We start from the raw sequence: 18,143 nt of genomic DNA, 5'->3' as shown, positions 1-18,143 counted from the left end.
TCCTAGGATCGAGAATTCTGGGTTGAGCCGATCCAGATGCGCTGAAGTACCGCATGTTAGTACTGAGGTGCGGAATGTGGTTTCAAAAGACGGGCAATGTTTTTCCGGGAAAAGCGAGTCATGTAACCGCGACTCTGTACGCGAGCGCGATTTCCCAGGCGCTTCGGCATGAACTTGGAGAGACCCAGAATTCGGTGAAGATCGTCGCTCGGTGGACGGGTGCGAGCGAGCGCACGGTCAAGAACTGGTTTGCGGCGCGGTGCGGGCCGAGCGGAGAGCACCTAATCTCACTCGCCCAGCATTCGTCCGACGTACTCGAGGTCTTTCTCCTCTTGTCCGGGCATGAGCATCGGATCAGGGCGGCGCGGCTCGACTTGATAAGGGCAAAACTGGGCGAAGTGTTCGAATTGTTGGACTTTCCCGCCAATACGAAGGCTGGGGGCGAAAATTAGGGCGAGGGCGCCTTTCCCTGATAATTCCCTGATGACACCAATCGGGCATAAGCCATATTCTTCATTAACCTATTGATTCGAGCCGAGAACTCGGCGTTGCAATGCGGAAAAATCATCAAAAAAACCAAAAGTCCCAGTATTTGGGCCGGAACAGGGAATTGGGGGCGGAGAACAGCTAGCTCCTGACTGCCACCTCCGCCACTTTCCTTTCTCATCCTAACGTCCATCACCCTTCACCAGCCGCGTGCGCACGCTGCTGCTGCGGCCCTCGGCGTCGATTACACTGATGCGGAAGAAGCCGGGGCCGGAGGGCAGCCACTCGGCATTGTTGCCCTGACTGCGGCTTGCGAGCGGCGCGCCATCCACATACCAGCGCAGCGGCTGTTTTCCGCGCGCCTCCAGCACAACGCGGTCGTTGCCATCGGCGGGCAGGGCGAGTTCCACTTGCGGCGGTGGAAACAGGATACGCGGCCCCTCGGCAATCACGCTGCCATTGCGCTGGAAGTTGCGCAGGGCCTGCGGCGGCAAGCGCGGGGACGGTGCCTGTGTATCATGCGGCTCTGAATCTGGCAGAGGAGCTATATCGCTGCTGCGGCCGTCGATGATATCGAAGGTGTGGAACATGATCGGCGCCGCCGTATTGCTGCCATAGGCGCCGGGCCGTGGCGTGCCATCGGGCCGCCCCACCCAAATTCCCACCACATGGCTGTCGGTATAGCCGATGGCCCAGGCATCGCGGAAACCATAGGACGTGCCGGTCTTGTAGGCGACGCGATCGGCGAGATTATTGGCGATACCCTGAATGCCCATCGGGCGGGGTGCGTTGGCTAGGATATCGCCGACCTGGCGCGCAGCGGCAGGGCGGACAAACATGTGGGTTGCCATTGCCGCGGCTGGAATCGCCGGGTCGCTGGCGGATAGCGGACGATACTGCCCATTATCGGCCAGCGATGTATAAAGCCCCACTAAGTCACGCAATGTCATGCCTACGCCGCCCAATGCAATCGCAAGGCCGGGCGGTTCGTTGGGCTGATGCAGTGCCATTGTAACGCCGAGGGTTTGCAGCGCGGCCGTGAATTGTCCGGGCCCAAGCCGTTCCAACACCGCAACGGCGGGGACATTGAGAGATTGCTGCAACGCTGCACGCATGGTGATACGGCCCTGGAATTGCCGGTCGAAATTGCGCGGCAGATACGTGCCGAAGCGGGTGGGGCGGTCGTCGATCACGGTGTCGGGGTGGATGTCTCCAGCATCGAATGCCATGGCATAGATGAACGGCTTCAATGTGGAACCAGGCGAACGGATGGCCATGGTCATATCCACCTGGCCTTGCGGACCGGCGAAATCATGGTGGCCCACGGCTGCCAATATGCGGCGACTGGGTATTTCCGCGACCAGGATGGCGATTGTGGCTGGGTCGGGAAACCAGCCGGCCTCTTGGCGGGCAAGTTGTTCCAGCTTGCGTTGCAGGCTGGCCTCCAGGCTGGTGCGGATGATGGGCGGTGCTGCGTTGCGCCGGGCTTCGGCCGATGCCAGATGCGGTGCATTGAAGGGCAGGGCCTGGCGCTCTCTGGGCAGCGGCTCTGCCTTTGCCCAGGCTGCTTCTGCGCTGCCGATCATGCCGGCTTCCGCCAGGCGGGTCAGCACTTGCGCGCGCCCGGCAAGGGCTGCTTGCGGATTGTCGATCGGCCGGCGCAGGGTAGGTGATTGCGGCAAGGCGATCAGCAGGGCGGCTTCGCCTAGGCTGAGAGAAGCCGGAACCTTGCCGAAGAAAATCCGGCTGGCCATATGCACGCCCTCGATATTGCCGCCAAACGGTGCGAGGGTGAGGTACATCGAAAGGATATCGCGTTTGGAATAGCGCAGTTCGAGTTGCAGGGCGCGCAGGCTTTGCTCGACTTTGCCACGCCATCCGCGCCGGGGTTTGTGCAGCAGCCGCGCCACCTGCATGGTGATTGTGGAGGCGCCCGACACGATGCGGCCGGCAGCGAGATTGCTGATGGCTGCCCGCCCGATTGCCAGTGGATCGATGCCGAAATGCCTGTGAAAACGCTGATCCTCATAGGCCAGCAGAAGCGCCAGGTATTGCGGGTCCACTGCATCGGGATCGACCTGCAGGCGCCAGATACCTTGGGATGTCGGCAGATAGCGCAGCGCTTCGCCATGGCGATCAACCACCAGCCGGCTGCTATCGTCGTAACGGCTGGTATCGGGCGGTAGCAGGCGATCGAGCGCAGCAACGGCAAGAAGCAGGCCTAGGCCGGCCGCGAGCGCCAGCTTTAGCCTGCTTCTGCCTTTTGCCGTGCCGATCACGCGGCTCACTTATTGCTGCCTCACAACGGTGCGGCCGGTGGCCGTGCGGGCCATGCGTTCCGGCCTGTACATGTCTTCCACCGTGGCAGCCGGCAGAGTGAAGTCGCCGACGGTAACGGCGCGCACAACATAGGCAAAGCGGAAATCCCGCCCCGGCTTAAGCACGCGATTGCGCCAGGAATCCTCGCGCTCATAGAAGAATGAATAGCGATTATATCGGGGCTGGTTGTTGAGATCGAAGGCGGCCACGAAGCGGTCGTCGCGTCGCTCGGCCAATTGCGGCAGCGATATGGCGCCAATCCAGGGATAAGGCACCGGCGCGTCGCTTTCGGTCAGCGGCGGGCGGATGATGGTTTCTATTTCCCAGCCCGCCGGCAATAGATCGGCCAGTACGGCCTGGTGATACAGGTTATCCTGAACGCTGCCATCCAGCACGATCACCAGCCGATCATGGCGACGGATCGCCTGAGGATCGGTGGGATCGATGCGCTGGCCTTCCGCGTTATACACGGTTTTGTTCAGCGTGAAGCCATTGCGCAGGGCGGGCGATGGGGCATTGGGCGCGCCATGCACCACCAGGCTGCTGGCGATTTCGCTGGCCGAGCGGTTGACGATGCGATATCCGCCGCCGATGGCCTGTATTGCGGGCGAAAGGCTGAAGGCGGCGACATTGCTGCGCAGGTGTTCGGTGCCGTTAGCGTCTATACGGATTTCGGTGTTGCGTTTGGCAGCAGTGGCGGCACGCAATAGCCAGGCTTTCTCCTGGGTGCTCAGCCGCTCCACGCCATAGCTGTTTTGCGCGATCTTGTCGTAGAACGGCGTGGCTGCTGCGGCGCCCAGGCTTTCCATGGCAAGCGTTGCGAAAACGGCTTCGTTGCGCAGGAAGGTGCCGTAAAAAACGCCCTGCGCTTCTCCCACCAGGCCGAGGCCACGGCGGAAGATTGCCTGGGCCTGATCGCGTTCACCGGCAAGGCCTAGTGCGGCTGCAGCGAAGCCGGCGGCAATCCCTGAGCCGGAATTTTGCAATTCGGCCAACTGGCGCTGCAGCATGGCGCGTTGCGGATCGCCATTGCGGGCCAACAGATAATGCGCATAGGCGCGGGCGCGGAAATGGCTGGCCCGGGCCTGGTCGCCATAACCGAAAATATCGTAATCCAGGCTATCGCGATCACTGGATATCAGGCTGAGCAGGAATTTTTTCGAGCGCTCCAATGCCTGATCGGGCACGATATAGCCGCGTTCGCGGGCCTGCTGCAAGAAATCGATCGTGTAGGCGATCAGCCAGGAATCCGCCCCACGATCATTGATCCGCCACAGGCCGATGGCGCCGGTTTCATCCTGCCTGTCCAGTATGGCGTCAATGGCTTGTTGTACGCGGCGACGGATTTGCTCGGACTCAGCCTGCGTGGCAGCCCCCAGCAATCCGAAATCCTCGAAGCCCAGCAGCGGTTGAGCCACGCTGGTTAGTTGTTCGGTACAGCCATAGGGATAGCGGTAAAGCGATTGCAGCAGGCTGGCCGCGTCGATACCGCGCGTGGTGCTGAAGTTCACCGATATCTTGGCACTGCCGGGGCGGAACGGCGCCAACAATTCAGGCCCTAGTACCAGAGCCTCCCCTGGTGTCAGCATACGCTTGTGCTCCAGTGTGACCGGATAATGCGCTGAACGGCTTTCGATCTGCCATTCGCGGTTGAAGGCCAGACCGTTCGGACCGCTCACCGCCAGTTTGATCGTTCCGATGCCGATCTCGTCGGCATTCAACGCAAACGTGGCCTGATGGGTTTCTCGCGCCGCCAGCGGCTGTACGAGCTTTGCCTCGCCATCCAGACGTACCGCGCCGTTGGCAGAAACCGTAAAGCTGTACGTGCCATCCGGCGCGTCCACATTCTGGGCAAATAGGGTCATGCGGGCCTTGTCGCCCGGTGCCAGGAAACGCGGGAAATAGGCATCGGCCACCAGCGGATAACGCACCCGCAGCCTGGCTTCGCCCTTGCCGACCTGGCTGGCATTATAGGCGACGGCCATCAACCGTACCTGGCCGACAAAATCCGGTAGTTCAAAGTCCACGCTGGCCTTGCCGGTGGCATCCACCTCAACGGGGCCTGAAAATAATGCCAGCGTTTTGGTCGGCACGGTTTGTAGACCGGCACCACCCACTTCGTCGCCGCCATGGCGCACGCGACCGGCTGGCCCGGCCTGCCCATCCAACAGCCTTCCGTAATCATCGCGCAGATCCAGGCCAAGACGGCGTTTGCCGAAATAGAAGTCAACTGGATCGGGCGAGGCAAAACGGGTGAGCGATAGCACGCCTTCATCCACGGCGGCGATGGTGAGGGTGGTTTTGCTGCCTGGTGCAAGATTGCTGATCGATACAGGCACACGCAGCCTGCTTTGCGGCAGGGCCTGGTCCGGCACCGCCATCGCCACAGCTACCTGGCGTGCGGCATTGTCGATGGCAAGCCAGCTCAATCCGATGGCGCGCACCGGATCGCGGGCCGATCCGCCTTTCAGGGGACGCACGGCGTCCACCAGTACATAGGCACCAGCCCCCCAATCGGCGGTTACAGGAACCTCCACCTGGGCGCCTTCGGCCGGTAGCGATATATTCTGCGACCACAGGATGCGATTGGTTGCCACCATCACCAAGGCTTCGCCGGCAAAAGACGCTTTGATCGCCAGCTTTGCCTTCGCGCCGATCGGATAGCTGGCCTTGTCGGCGGAAACAGCCACCTTGTCGGGGATTTCGTCGTCAGGCGAGGAATTGCCATAGCCTGAGGCGAAGCGATAACTGGCGGCGGCATTGCCGGCCGGATCGTCGCCGGTTTTGTCTTCCACGGTCAGGCGGTAACGGCTCCAGGAATCGGTGACGAAACGCACTTCCTGCAAGGCATCGTTTGTCAGAGACCATTCACCGCTTTTTACGGTTTCCAATCGCACCGATATGCGATAGGTCCAGCGACCGCGGCGTTCGTCGCGATACCAGATGTAATCCCATATTTCACGTTCAAGCCGCCATGCAACATTCTGCCGCGCGATCTGCCTGCCTTCGCCGTCGAAAGCGGAAACCGACAATACAGCCTCGGCTTCATTGGCAACTTTATTGTCGTCGAAGCCCGGTTTGATGCCGAGGAAGCTCTGGCGGTGGCGCACCGGCAGGCTCAAGCGCTCTTCGGTGGCGCGGCCGCCCGGCTCATAAACGCCGAAGCTTGCGATCGCGCGCAATGGCCATGTGGAGCCCAAATTCTGCCGCGATAATTCTATTGTCGCTCGCCCATCCGCATCGGTGGCATCCGCCGCCAGTTTGGCCAGTACATCCTCGAACGGGTCGTCATGACGACCGATCTGCCAGCCGCGCCATTGCGGGAAGGCATTGGCATCGCGGGCGATCCGCAATTCACCGAAGCTTTGCAGCCCGGATGCCGGTGCGCCGTATAGCCATTGTGCTTCGAGCTGCAAGGCCGGCGGATTGGCGGGGGTGTAGTTTGGTTGGTTGATACTACCGCGCACTGCCAGGCGCTGGGGTACGAAATCCTGTACCTCGAAGCTGAGGCGACCGATCGGTTTGTCGGTGGGGTCGGCAAAAGCCAGCGCGGTCCACAGGCCGCGTGCGGCGCCAGGCGGCAATTCGCTGGATAAATGCACACCGCCGCCAGCATCGGGCTGCAGCGTATGGCGTCGGAACTCGGCGCCGTTGGGTCGCTGGATCACCAGGGTGATCGGCGAGGCCAGGGCGTCGGATGTGTCGCGGCGCATCATTGCCGAAAGATGCAGGGTTTCGCCGGGGCGGTAGATGCCACGATCGGCATAGAGAAAGGTGGCCAATGGTCGCAATGCGGCCTGGCCCGATACGCCGCGATCCGACAGATCGAAAGCAGGGCGGTTCAAATCGAGGAAGGCGAAGGCACCTTCCTTGCCATAGGCGAACACGGCTTTGGGTCGGTTGCCATCCAGCCCTTGCAGCAGGCTGCGTTCGAACCGCACGCGGCCATCCTTGTCGGTGATGGCGCGGCCTAGATCGCTGCCATTTTCGGCAATGAGCGCGATATCCAGGCCGGCTATCGGTTTGGCGGTATCGTAGGAGCGCGCTTGCAGATGCAGGCCATCCTCGCCCTGAAGCACGGTGAGGCCGATATCGGTTTCGATCAGCCAGCGTGTAACCGGGCCATCATAGCTGGACATATAGCGGCGTTTTGCGGCCTCTCCGTCCTCTTCCATCATCAGCAGATAGGCGCCAGGACGGCGTTCAGGCAGAATCTGGGTCAGCGGGAAACTCGTGATGCTACGAGTGTCGCCGCGATTTTCCACCGCCATCGTACCGTCCCAGACAACATAGCCGCCGCCAGCAAGCAAGCGGCCGGTGCTGAAGTCGTAATCGTAATAATCGTCGTCGTCGTCGTCAGCACGATTGTTAGGGGTGGCTTTTTTCTTTGCCCGGTGTTTGGGCCAATCGCGCATCAGTTTGGCGTCGTTCACGCGCACCACGCGCAGGCGCACGCGATCCACATTTTTGGTTTCGATGGCAATGCCTGTGGCGCCGACCTGGGGCAGGATCGAGCCGGAGCCGGAGAAGGCGACCAGTTTTTCCTTGTCGGGCAGATTGAAGTCTATCCGCAGCTTGGTTTCGGCAGATGTCTGGGCGCCATCGGCGGCAGGCAAACCGGCAGGCAGCACAAGATCAAGAATGGCAGTATTGTCTGGCCAGCCTGACAGGCAGAGGGTTTGCTGTTGCACCTGCATGCCCAGCTTTTCCACATGCGCCGCCTTGACCCGTCCCTCATAGCTTGCCGCCTTGGCCAGCGGCCGGCTGAAATCCAGACAGACCTGTTCAACGGGCCGGAACGGGCGGCCGAAGGGATCCACCTGATTGCGCAGCGGATTGTCGCGTTCGACAGGTTTGCGGGTAAGGCTATAGCGCAGATATTCGAAGGGCTCGGCGCTGGCTGTCCCGCCGGATCGGTTGGCCTGCTGCAGGCCAAGCCAATATCCGCCGCCTGTAGCAGCCAAAAGCAGGGCAAAGAGGATGAAGGCTGCTGCAGCGGTTTTTTTCATTTTATTACCATAGGTGGTGATTCTTGGGTTTTAAGCTAATAATATTCTACTTATTTTCAGCTTATGGGCTATGAAATTATATTTCATGAGAACTTAAATGAAACAGGAATTTGCCATTATTTCGTCAAAATATCCCGCATCGGTTGCGTCTTTTTTAGGGCCGGCTTGGCGCTCAAGTAGCACAGCCCCTCAACGCAGGGCTTTGCGGGTTGCCTGGGTTAGGCCGCTGGCCAGGCCCTTGGCCAGGCAGAGATAGCCGAAATCGTTATGATGCAGGCCATCGGGGCCGACCTGCTGGGCCAGCACCATCTGGCCGCTATCCACCCAGTGTTTCATGATGGTGAAACGGCGGAACAGGCCGATGCCGTTTTGCTGCGCGGCCTTGCCGATCATTATCTGCATGGCTTGATGATCGGCGTCGCCCAGCACCAATGGCGCGTATTGCAAATCCACCAACACGATATCGGCACCAATCGCGCGCAGGCGGTTCAGGCCATCCTGCAGCGGCGCAGCGAAAGCGGCGATGCCGTTATTGCGCAGGATGGCGTTGGTGCCGAATTGCCAGATCACCAGATCGGGTTGCGCATTGGCCACATCGGCCTCGAAGCGCTCCAGCATTTGCGGAATCTCTTCGCCATTGCGGCCCCGGTTCAGCACTGTCACTTGCAGGCCAGGCAGATATTTCGGCCATAATCGCGCCAGCTGCGCCGGGTAGCTATGGCCCGGCAGGCTGGCACCGGCGCCGGCAGTGGAAGACGATCCGATGGCCACCACGGTGACCGGCTTGCCCGCGGCGAATTTCGCCGCTACGTGCGGCAACGGCGCTTGCAGGGCGGTGAGGGCAGCGGGGGTGTCGCATTGCGGCTTGCCTGACTGGGATGCGCTGGCCCGGCTTTCGCCGGCCGGCATGCAAAGACCCAGTATCAGCAGGGCGCCGATCCAGTGCGGGCTGAGTATCATCATGCCGCGATGGATCATTTCCGCGCCATTGCCACGGCGCGCTGGATCATCTGCGCCAGCCCGAGCGCAAGGCAGCGATTTTGCATTTCGGCTTCGCGCATCTGCAATTCGGTGTTGTTGGTGCTGCCATCGAAGCGGCCATTCTCCGACCAGTACAGCATGATCTCATAGCGCGGAAACAACGGCACATTCTCGCGTTCGGCAATCAACGCCATGTAATTGTTGATGGCCCGGGCATCCACCAGTGCGGAAAGCCGCGGCCGGTATTGCGGCCCCACCAGCACCACGTCGATATTCGCGGCGCGCAATGCTTGCAAGCCATCCATCAGCGCTTCGCCGAAGGTGTTCACATCGGTCTGCCGCCCGGCTTCCACGGCACCGGTCTGCCATAGCACGAGATCGGGCCTGGCTGGGATGATATCGGTGGCGATCTTGCGGCGCATCTCCTGCGTCGATTGCATACGCTGGGACAGATTGACGATGTCGAGCGACCGGCCGAGCAATAGAGGCTGCAAAGCCTCGGGCAGGCCGGCGATATAGGTGCGCGGCAGGCCATGGGTTGCCTCGCGCATCGACGAGGAAGTGCCCAGCACGAACAGTCGCACCGGTTCGTCGGTTTTCAGCCGCGCGGCCAGATTGTGTAAGGGCGCATCCACATAATGCAGGCTGTCTGGCGAGGCGCAGCGCTCTGGCATGGTCAGCAGGGGCTGAGCCTGGCCGGGCAGCGCGAATGCCAGCAGGGGCAACAGCAGCAGGAGGGAAGCCAAGCGCATCATTCGGCCGCCTTTGTCGGCATGGAACTGCCGGAGCGTGAGGATGGGGGAACGGTTTCGGCTTTCTTGTACCAGGTCATCAACTCAGCCAGGCCGATCAGCAGGGCGATGCCGCCGAAGCTGACGGCGAATTGCATCGCATAGCCGGGATGGAATTCGACCAGGATGAATTGCGCGGCAAACGACAGGAAGATGCCGGCGCAGAAGACATGCAGCGAATGCCGGCCGCACAGGATGATCGGCCGCGCGATGCGCCAGTCGAACCACGCCGCCTGCGGTTTCACCAACAGCGCGATGCCATAGGCCAGGCAGAGGAAATGCAGCAGGCGCAGAACATCCTGCTCGGTCTTGTCCACCGGATAGAGAATCAGCTTCAGCCAATCCGGCACATAGGCGCCCCAGGGCGGATAATGCCAGGTGGCCACGATGGCAAAGGAAAAGATCAGATAAAGCGCGGCAATGGCCAGGGTTGGGCGCTTGGGCAATTTGCGCCAGGGCGCCTCGTGCCGTTTCAGCGCACACCAGGCGCCCAGCAGAAACAGGAATTGCCAGGCCAGCGGATTGAAGAACCAGCCGCCTTCCGGATGGGCCGGAAAATTCCAGTGCGTGCGCTGCACCACGGCCCAGAGCAGCAGCGAGGCGGCGAGCAGCCGGTTAGGCCAGCGCTGCAGGATCGGCAGCAGGAAGGGGAACACGAAAAGCAGCGCGATATACAGCGGCAACACGTCCATATTCGCCGGCTTGAAGCGCAGGATGATGGCTTGCAGCAACAGGATATGCGGCGCATCGAACAGATCGGCGATACCCATTTCCTCGGCGAAAACCGGATTGAACCGGCTGCTCACATAGGCGATATGGGTGATGAAGATCATGAACAGGAAGATATGGGCGGTGTAGATCTGCCAGACCCGTTTCCACACTCGCGCGAAGGTGACGACATAGCCGGATCGTGCCGGCAATCCGCCATAGGCCAGCATCACCGAATAGCCCGAGATGAATACGAAAATCTCGGTCGCATCCGAGAAGCCGTAATTCCGGTTGGAAATCCAGCTCACCACATTGTTGGGGATATGGTTCAGGAAAATGAACAGCAGCGAAAGGCCGCGAAAGAAATCCAGCCGCAGATCGCGCTCCGGCTTTACCCCGGCTGAAAGCGGGGCGCTGCGCGGCGGCGTGGCCGGTTCAGGGCTGCGGACAGGTTTCATCACGCGCCAGAATGGCGCAAATCGGCCGGCCGATAAAGTGGAAGCGCGATGCGCTTGCCAGGGGTGTTGCGGGTTAGAACGGCAACCCCACGTAATTCTCCGCCAGCGCCGTTTGCGCCGCGTCGGATTGCGCCAGGTAATCCAGTTCGGCGCGTTGGATGCGGCGGTCGAAACCGGCGCTTTCCGGGAAGATATGCAGCGTGGCTGTCATCCACCAGGAGAAGCGTTCGGCTTTCCAAACCCGGCGCAGCGCGCGGGCGGAATAGCCGTCGATCCCTGCCTTGGATTTCTCCTGGTAATAATCGCGCAAGGCCTCGGCCAGATAGAATACATCGGAGGCCGCCAGATTGAGGCCCTTGGCCCCGGTGGGCGGCACGATATGGGCAGCGTCGCCGGCCAGGAACAGCCTACCGAAGCGCAAGGGTTCGGCCACGAAGCTGCGCAGGGGGGCGATGCTCTTTTCGATCGAGGGGCCGGTTTGCAGCGCTTCGGCGGTTTCGCGCGGCAGCCGGCGGCGCAATTCGTCGTAGAAGCGATCGTCGGACCAGTCTTCCACCCGATCGTCGAGCCGGCATTGCACATAATAGCGGCTGCGGCTATGCGAGCGCATGGAGCAGAGCGCGAAACCGCGTTCGTGGTGGGTGTAGATCAGTTCTTCCGATACCGGCGGCCTGTCCACCAGCACGCCCAGCCAGCCGAAGGGATAGACCCGTTCGAATAGCTGGATCGCGGCCTGCGGTACGCTGGTGCGGCTGATGCCATGATAGCCGTCGCAACCGGCGATGAAATCGCAGCGCAATTCATGCTGCACGCCGTCCTTGCGGTAGAGCAGGCGGGGATGATCGCCATCGAAATCCACCGGCTGCACATCCTCGGCTTCGTAAACCGTGCGGGCGCCGCAGGCAGCGCGGGCATCCATCAGATCGCGGGTCAGTTCGGTCTGGCCGTAGATGGTCACGGTCTTGCCGGTGCGCTGGCGGAAATCGATGCGATGATTCTCGCCGCCGATGGAAAGCAGCGTGCCGTCATGGATCAAGCCCTCGCGGTGCAGCCTGTCGGCGCAGCCGGCCTGTTCCATCAGGTGAACGCTGCCTTGTTCCAGCACGCCGGCGCGGATGCGGCCCAGCACATATTCTGCGCTGCGCTGCTCCAGGATCACGCTTTCGATACCCATCCGGTGCAGCAATTGCCCGAGCAGCAAACCGGCCGGGCCGGCGCCGATGATGCCGACCTGGGTGCGTCCCGCCTGTGTGGACATGGATTCCTCCCGCTTTATGGCGCCAGATTATCCCCGGGCGGGCCGGACGGGCGATGGACAAAAGCGCCATTCGATAGGATTATCCAAACATGTCTCGCAGACCGCTCATAACCGTTCAGCCGCCCATCCCAACCTTCGGGCTGTATGGCGAGGGGCTGAAAAATCAGCATGAATCTTGGCTCCATAGCGAGTCCATCGCGGCCCGCTCGGCCCTGCATGATTGGGAAATCCGGCCCCATCGGCACCGGGATTTCTTTCAAATTCTATACATTGGCTCGGGCTCGGCGGAAGCCCTCCTGGGCGAAACCAGGTTTGCGTTGCAGCCGCCCATCCTGGTGCTGGTGCCGGCCCGGGTGCCCCATGGCTACCGGTTTTCCCGCGATATCCAGGGCCATGTGCTTACCGCCATGACCGGGCGGGCCGAGCGGCTGCTGGCCATGGCGGGCGACATGAGCGGATTGTTGTTGCAGGCCGGCCCGGTGCGGTTGCCGCTTGCCGGCCGGAAGGGCGAGGGAACCGGCGAGCGGGACGAGGCCGCCGATATCGCGGCTGCGGTGGCAGCGCTGGCGCGGGAATTCGCCGGCAGCGCAGAGGGCCGCGAAGCCGCGCTGGAGGCGCATCTGCTGGTGATCCTGCTGGCGGCCTGGCGGCTCTGGCGGACAGCGCAGCGCGAGACCGGCGAGAGCGGACGGCAACAGCGCCTGGCCATGCAATTGCAGGCCCTGATCGACCGCGATTTCCGCCAGCAGCGCCGCATCGGCCATTACGCTGCGCAGTTGGGGGTATCGGAAACCCATCTCAATCGCATCAGCCGCGCAGCATTCGGCCTGTCGGCACTGGGCCTGCTGAATCGTCGCCTGTTGCGCGAGGCCGAACGAGACCTGACCTTTACGATGCTGCCGGTGAAGGCGGTGGCGCTGTCGCTGGGATTTGAGGATCCGGCCTATTTCAGCCGGTTCTTCGCCAAGCATGTCGGCATCACCCCGATGCAATTCCGCCGCCGCCAAGGTTGATCGAGATCAAGGCGGCGGCGTTTCCCGCCGGCTATGCAGGCGGCATGACATTATCCGCAGACCTGCTTGCCAAATACGCCGCGCGGCCCGTGCCGCGCTATACCAGCTATCCCACCGCCGTGCAGTTCCATGAAGGCATCGATGCCTGGGATTATGCCGGCGCGCTGAGCCGGCTGCCTGAAGGGGAGGCGGTGTCGCTATACGCCCATGTGCCGTTTTGCGACACGATGTGCTGGTTCTGCGGCTGCCACACCAAGCTGACCCGGCGCTATGCTCCGGTGGCGGAATATCTGCAACGCCTCAAGCGCGAGGTGGACATGCTGGCCGATCTGACCGGACAGCGGCCGGCCGGGCATATGCATTGGGGCGGCGGTTCGCCCACCATTCTGGCGCCGGCAGATATCCTGGATCTGGCGCGGCATATCTATGGGCGTTTTCCGCGCCAGCCGGGCAGCGAATTCGCCATCGAGATCGACCCCCGCGGCCTGGCCCGCGAAACCATCCAGGCCATGGCCGAGGCCGGCGTGAACCGGGTGAGCATCGGCGTGCAGGATATCGATACCCGGGTGCAGAAGGCCGTGAACCGGCTGCAAAGCCTGGACGAGACCGCGCAGGTGATCGGCTGGTTGCGCGAAGCCGGCATCGCGGCGGTGAATATCGATCTGATCTACGGCCTACCGCACCAGACGGTCGAAAGCGTGGCCGCCACCGCCCGTGCCATGGCCGCGTTGGGGCCCAGCCGGCTTGCGGTATTCGGTTATGCCCATGTGCCCTGGATGAAAAAGCATATGCGGTTGATCGACGAGGCCAGCCTGCCCGATGGCCCGGCGCGTTGGGCCCAGGCCCAGGCGATTGCCGATACCCTGCTGGCAGCGGGCTATGAAGCCGTGGGGCTGGATCATTTCGCCAAGCCCGACGATAGCCTTGTGCAGGCTATGCGGGCAGGGCGGCTGCGGCGCAATTTCCAGGGCTATACGGTGGATGCCTCGGAAACCCTGCTGGGCCTGGGCGCATCCTCCATCGGTGCCTTGCCTGATCTTTATGTGCAGAATGTCGTGCCGCTGGACCGCTATGCGGCTGCCATCGATGCCGGGCGGCTGGCGGTAACCCGCGGCGTGCGGCTGAGTGCGCTGGACCGGCTGCGCCGGGCGGTGATCGAGCGCCTGATGTGCGACCTGCGGGTGGACGTGGCCGAGATAGCCCGGCAATTCGGCATGGCGCCGCAGGTATTGTTGCCGTCGCAAGACACGCTGCAAGGTCTGGCCGAGGATGGCATCGTGCAACTGAATGGCTGGGCGGTAAGCGTACCCGATGCCTACCGGCCGCTGGTGCGGCTGGCTGCGGCGGCTTTCGATGCCCATGCCATACCGGTTGCCACCCCGCGTCATGCCAAGGCGGTATAGCCGGGTGTAAAGGCCGGCATTCTGCCGGTGGGCCGCTTGCAGGCGCAGGCGATATCCGTAATCTGTGCGCTCGCGCCAAGGATTTCCGAACCGTGAATCCAGGCCCGGACAGATAACGGAGTTTGCCATGGCGGAGCTTAAGCCACCGCCCCCCGCTTTCCTTACCGCCCTGAAGAAGCATGCCTCCTTTCTGATGCAGCAAGGCAAGGAGGCCGAGCGCCTGCAACGCCGCGCGGAAAACCTGTCGCGCCTGGATCTCACCGGCGTGGTGATGGATGATGCCGTGCTGCCCGGCTGCCTGTTTCAGGAAACCAAGCTGAAGGGCGCCAAGCTGCGCCGCGCCGATCTGTTCGGCGCCGATTTCACCCGTGCCGATCTGACCGATGCCTTGTTGGACCGCGCCGATCTGCGCGGCGCCAACTTTCTGGGCGCCATCCTGCGGGGTGTGACCCTGAAGCAGGTGGATCTGCGACCCGGCATGATCCTCACGGCCGAGAAGGGCAAAAAAAAGAAAAAACTGGCTTCGTTCCGCGAGGCCTTTCTGGAGAATGCCAATCTTTCCGACAGCAAGCTGGACGAAGCCGACATGTCGGTTTCCTCGGCCAAGGGCGCCAATTTCGCCCGGGCCAGCCTGTATGGCGTGAACCTGGCCGGCGCCGATCTGAGCGGTGCCGATTTCAGCGGCGCCAAGATGAAGGAATGCAACCTGATGGGGGCGCGGCTGGAAGGCGCGCGCCTGATCGGCTGCGACCTGCGCAGCGCCAATCTACGCAATGTCGATCTCGGCCAGGCCGATACTTCCGGCGCCGATCTGAGCGGCGCGGTCTATCGCCGGGTGATCAACCTGCCGCCCGAAGTGGAAGTGAAACTGAAGCAGCATTCGCTGTGGGTGGCATCCAATGGCAGCCAGGGCGAGCGCGCACGCTTTGCCGGCGAGAAACTGCCGGGCCTGGATTTTTCCGGCTGCGACTTGCGCGGCATGGATTTCGGTGGTGCCTCGATGCCGGGCGCGCAGTTCAACCGCGCCCAGCTTACTTTCACCAATTTCACCAACACCGATCTGCGCCGGGCCGCCTTCGACGAAGCCGATTGCTCGGGCACCAATTTCGCCGCCGCCGACCTCACCGGCGCCTCCCTGCGCGGCGCCCGGCTGTCTGGCGCCGATATCTATTCGCCGGATAGTACGCGCACCGGGCGGGTATACTACCCTATCGTTTCCAGCACCAAGCTGGTGGGTACGGATTTTCGCGGCGCCGTGCTGGAGGGCATGGATTTCACCTTGTCGGATACCACCGACATGAATATCAGCGGCGCCCAGATCAAACATTGCGAAGGGCTGGAGGATCTGGAGGAAGATTGATCCGGTTGCAACCGCCGCTGTTTCGCGCCACTCTGGATGTAATGGGGGCGTAATCAGACAGGGGTGGTGCAGTGACCGCGCGTTTGGCATTTGCGTTTTTTTGCTCCGGTTTCGCCGCCCTGTTATGCCAGATCGTCTGGCAACGCCTGCTGGGCATCTTCGCCGGCTCCGATACGATCAGTGCCGCCCTGGTGGTGGGTGCCTTCCTTTGCGGCCTGGGGCTTGGATCCCTGCTGGGGGCCCGCTATGCCGACCGTTTGGGGCCACGCCGGGCCCTGCTGGGTTTCGCTATTGCCGAAAGCCTGGTGGCGCTGTTCGCGCTGATCTCCAAATTCTTTCTCTACGATTTCCTGGCCATCGGCCTGGCCGGCACGGTGGACGAACCGGCGGCGATCTTCGCGCTCTGTTTCATCGGCCTGGTGCTGCCCACCACGCTGATGGGCGCTTCGTTGCCGCTGTTGTCGCGCGCCATCGCCACGTCGCTGGATACGGTGGCCGAGAAGGTGGCAAAGCTTTACGGCCTCAACACGCTGGGTGCCGGCCTTGGCGCGCTGCTGGGCGGTTGGTTGCTGGTGGGCAATATCGGTTTCGTCGGCGCCCTGATCCTGGCCGCCGTGCTGGATTTTGCTGCCGCCGGCATTGCGCTGTCGCTGCTCATGCGCTTGCCGGAAACCATTCCCATCGCGCAGAAGGCTGACGACAAGCCGAAGCAGGGCATACCGGAATGGGGCGGATTGAAGCTGTGGTGCCTGCTGGTTTTTCTGTCGGGCTATGTGATCGTGGCGCTGGAGATTGTGTGGGTGCGGCTGTTCGGGCAGGTGGGGCAGTATCACGCCTATCTGTTTCCCACCGTGCTGGGCATCTTTCTGTTGGCCGATGGCGCCGGCATGGCGTTGGCCGCGCGCATGGCCACCCGCATCCGCGATCCGCGCCCGGCCTTTTTCCTTACCCAATCCTTTGGTTTTCTGCTGGCGGCTTTGCTGATCCTGGTGTTGTGGCTGCTGGTGCCGGTGGCGCCGCTGGATGGCCTGCTGCAGGTGGATCACTCGCGCCTGGGCGGTGCGGCACTGGCACTGAACCTGCTGCTGGTGCTGTTGGTGGTGGGGCCGCCGGCCTTCGTGATCGGAATGACCTTCCCCTTCGTGCAGCGCGCGGTGCAGCGCGATCTGGCCGATGTGGGCGCGCGGGTGGGCTGGGTGCAGCTTGCCAATATCGCGGGCAATGCCGCCGGCTCGGTGGGCACTGGTTTGCTGTCGCTGCATATCCTGGGTACGGCGGGTAGCCTGGTGGCGCTGGCAATGTTGTCGCTGCTGCTGCTGCTGTTCTGGCTGCCGCGCGCAAATCGCCGGCAGTTGGGTGTGCGCGTCGGCTGGGCGGCGGCTCTGGGCTGCCTGCTTGTGGGCCTGGTGTTGCCAGACAACGACACGTTCTGGAACCGGCTGCATAAGCGCAATCCCGATCATGTGGTGGCCTGGTCGGAAGATCGCTCCGGCGTGGCGTATTTCCGTGGTCTGCCGCAGGGCAGCGATGCCCAGGGTGGCGATTCCCAGGGCTTTCCGATGTTCATCCAGGGGTTTTCCCAGGGGCGGATTCCGTTTTTGCCGATCCACCAGTTTCTCGGCGCCGTGGGGCCCTTGCTGCATCCCGATCCCAAGCGGGTGCTGGCGGTGGGCGTTGGCAGCGGCGGCACGCCCTGGGCGGCGGGGATTTCGCCGGCCACCGAAAGCGTGCGCGCTATCGAGCTGGTCGGCCCGGTGCTGGATGTGCTGGAGAATTACGCGGATGCATTTCCTGGCAGCGCTATCCACCGCATGCTGGAAGATCCGCGCTATACGCTGGAATACGGCGATGGCCGCCGGCTGCTGGCGCGCGAGGCCACGCTCTACGATGTGATCCAGGCCGATGCCATCCTGCCGGAAGGCTCGCATAGCGGCCTGCTGTATAGCCGCGAATTCCTGCAGCAGGTGCGCCAGCGCCTAGCGCCTGGCGGGCTGTATGTGCAATGGGCGCCCACGCGGCGGGTGGCCGAAACCTTCGCCAGCGTGTTTCCCCATGTCTTGCTGTTGTTGCCGAGTTCGGTGCTGGTGGGCAGCAATGATCCGATTGCCTTCGACGCGGCCGAACTGGCGCGCCGCCTGGCAATGCCGCAAAGCATTGCGCATCTCACGCTGGGCAATCCCCATGTACAGGATTATGGCGCGATGTTCGCCGAGGCGCCGCTGATCTGGACGCCAGACATGCCGCGCGACAAGGCGCCGCTTTCGGATCTGTTCCCGCGCGACGAATTCTATCTCAACAACAAAATAGAAGGGGCGCACAGCCTGCGCCGGGCGCCCCTTTGATGGCCGAAGCCTTTA

At 62.5% G+C, this 18,143-nt stretch carries 11 protein-coding genes; 5 read left to right on the top strand and 6 right to left on the bottom strand.

Annotated elements, in window-relative coordinates; translation table 11 throughout:
• The first annotated feature begins 74 nt into the window (after window positions 1-74).
• On the top strand, window positions 75-452 hold the full coding sequence (locus KF827_RS12035; protein ID WP_291005527.1) for a hypothetical protein: 378 nt from the start codon (window positions 75-77) through the stop codon (window positions 450-452).
• A gap of 216 nt (window positions 453-668) precedes the next feature.
• Here KF827_RS12035 and pbpC read toward each other — a convergent pair whose 3' ends face one another.
• The 6 genes from pbpC to pobA all read right to left on the bottom strand — a co-directional run bounded on the left by pbpC (window position 669) and on the right by pobA (window position 12,010).
• Complete coding sequence (gene pbpC / locus KF827_RS12030) at window positions 669-2,774, bottom strand: penicillin-binding protein 1C (RefSeq protein ID WP_291005524.1); 2,106 nt, start codon at window positions 2,772-2,774, stop codon at window positions 669-671.
• Window positions 2,775-7,814 (bottom strand): alpha-2-macroglobulin, encoded by a 5,040-nt coding sequence (locus KF827_RS12025; protein ID WP_291005521.1) that lies wholly within the window; start codon window positions 7,812-7,814, stop codon window positions 2,775-2,777.
• A gap of 189 nt (window positions 7,815-8,003) precedes the next feature.
• Entirely contained in the window at window positions 8,004-8,777 is a 774-nt protein-coding gene (locus KF827_RS12020) for an SGNH/GDSL hydrolase family protein (RefSeq protein WP_291005518.1), read from the bottom strand.
• Window positions 8,778-8,788: 11 nt separating this feature from the next.
• On the bottom strand, window positions 8,789-9,541 hold the full coding sequence (locus tag KF827_RS12015; protein ID WP_291005515.1) for an SGNH/GDSL hydrolase family protein: 753 nt from the start codon (window positions 9,539-9,541) through the stop codon (window positions 8,789-8,791).
• Window positions 9,542-9,546: 5 nt separating this feature from the next.
• A complete protein-coding gene (locus KF827_RS12010) occupies window positions 9,547-10,752 on the bottom strand; it encodes an OpgC domain-containing protein (protein ID WP_291005575.1) in 1,206 nt (401 codons plus the stop codon).
• 73 nt (window positions 10,753-10,825) lie between these two features.
• The gene (gene pobA, locus KF827_RS12005) at window positions 10,826-12,010 is read right to left on the bottom strand and encodes a 4-hydroxybenzoate 3-monooxygenase (protein WP_291005512.1); all 1,185 of its coding nucleotides are present in this window, start codon (window positions 12,008-12,010) and stop codon (window positions 10,826-10,828) included.
• A gap of 89 nt (window positions 12,011-12,099) precedes the next feature.
• Between pobA and KF827_RS12000 the strand changes: the two genes are divergently transcribed.
• The 4 genes from KF827_RS12000 to KF827_RS11985 all read left to right on the top strand — a co-directional run bounded on the left by KF827_RS12000 (window position 12,100) and on the right by KF827_RS11985 (window position 18,128).
• Complete coding sequence (locus KF827_RS12000; protein WP_291005509.1) at window positions 12,100-13,023, top strand: helix-turn-helix domain-containing protein; 924 nt, start codon at window positions 12,100-12,102, stop codon at window positions 13,021-13,023.
• A gap of 44 nt (window positions 13,024-13,067) precedes the next feature.
• A complete protein-coding gene (gene hemN, locus KF827_RS11995; RefSeq protein WP_291005506.1) occupies window positions 13,068-14,426 on the top strand; it encodes an oxygen-independent coproporphyrinogen III oxidase in 1,359 nt (452 codons plus the stop codon).
• Between the two features lie 127 nt (window positions 14,427-14,553).
• Entirely contained in the window at window positions 14,554-15,786 is a 1,233-nt protein-coding gene (locus KF827_RS11990; protein ID WP_291005503.1) for a pentapeptide repeat-containing protein, read from the top strand.
• Window positions 15,787-15,857: 71 nt separating this feature from the next.
• The gene (locus KF827_RS11985) at window positions 15,858-18,128 is read left to right on the top strand and encodes a fused MFS/spermidine synthase (protein WP_291005500.1); all 2,271 of its coding nucleotides are present in this window, start codon (window positions 15,858-15,860) and stop codon (window positions 18,126-18,128) included.
• Window positions 18,129-18,143: the final 15 nt, after the last annotated feature.

Source organism: Ferrovibrio sp., assembly GCF_019636075.1.
Lineage (GTDB): Bacteria > Pseudomonadota > Alphaproteobacteria > Ferrovibrionales > Ferrovibrionaceae > Ferrovibrio.
This window is presented reverse-complemented; position numbering and strand designations above follow the sequence as displayed.

Excerpts from the sequence above, each read along its gene's own strand:
- KF827_RS12035 (WP_291005527.1), top strand. The coding sequence starts at position 75 with ATGTGGTTTCAAAAGACGGGCAATGTTTTTCCGGGAAAAGCGAGTCAT.
- KF827_RS12025 (WP_291005521.1), bottom strand. The coding sequence starts at position 7,814 with ATGAAAAAAACCGCTGCAGCAGCCTTCATCCTCTTTGCCCTGCTTTTG.
- KF827_RS12020 (WP_291005518.1), bottom strand. The coding sequence starts at position 8,777 with ATGATGATACTCAGCCCGCACTGGATCGGCGCCCTGCTGATACTGGGT.
- KF827_RS12010 (WP_291005575.1), bottom strand. The coding sequence starts at position 10,752 with ATGAAACCTGTCCGCAGCCCTGAACCGGCCACGCCGCCGCGCAGCGCC.
- pobA (WP_291005512.1), bottom strand. The coding sequence starts at position 12,010 with ATGTCCACACAGGCGGGACGCACCCAGGTCGGCATCATCGGCGCCGGC.
- KF827_RS12000 (WP_291005509.1), top strand. The coding sequence starts at position 12,100 with ATGTCTCGCAGACCGCTCATAACCGTTCAGCCGCCCATCCCAACCTTC.
- hemN (WP_291005506.1), top strand. The coding sequence starts at position 13,068 with ATGACATTATCCGCAGACCTGCTTGCCAAATACGCCGCGCGGCCCGTG.
- KF827_RS11990 (WP_291005503.1), top strand. The coding sequence starts at position 14,554 with ATGGCGGAGCTTAAGCCACCGCCCCCCGCTTTCCTTACCGCCCTGAAG.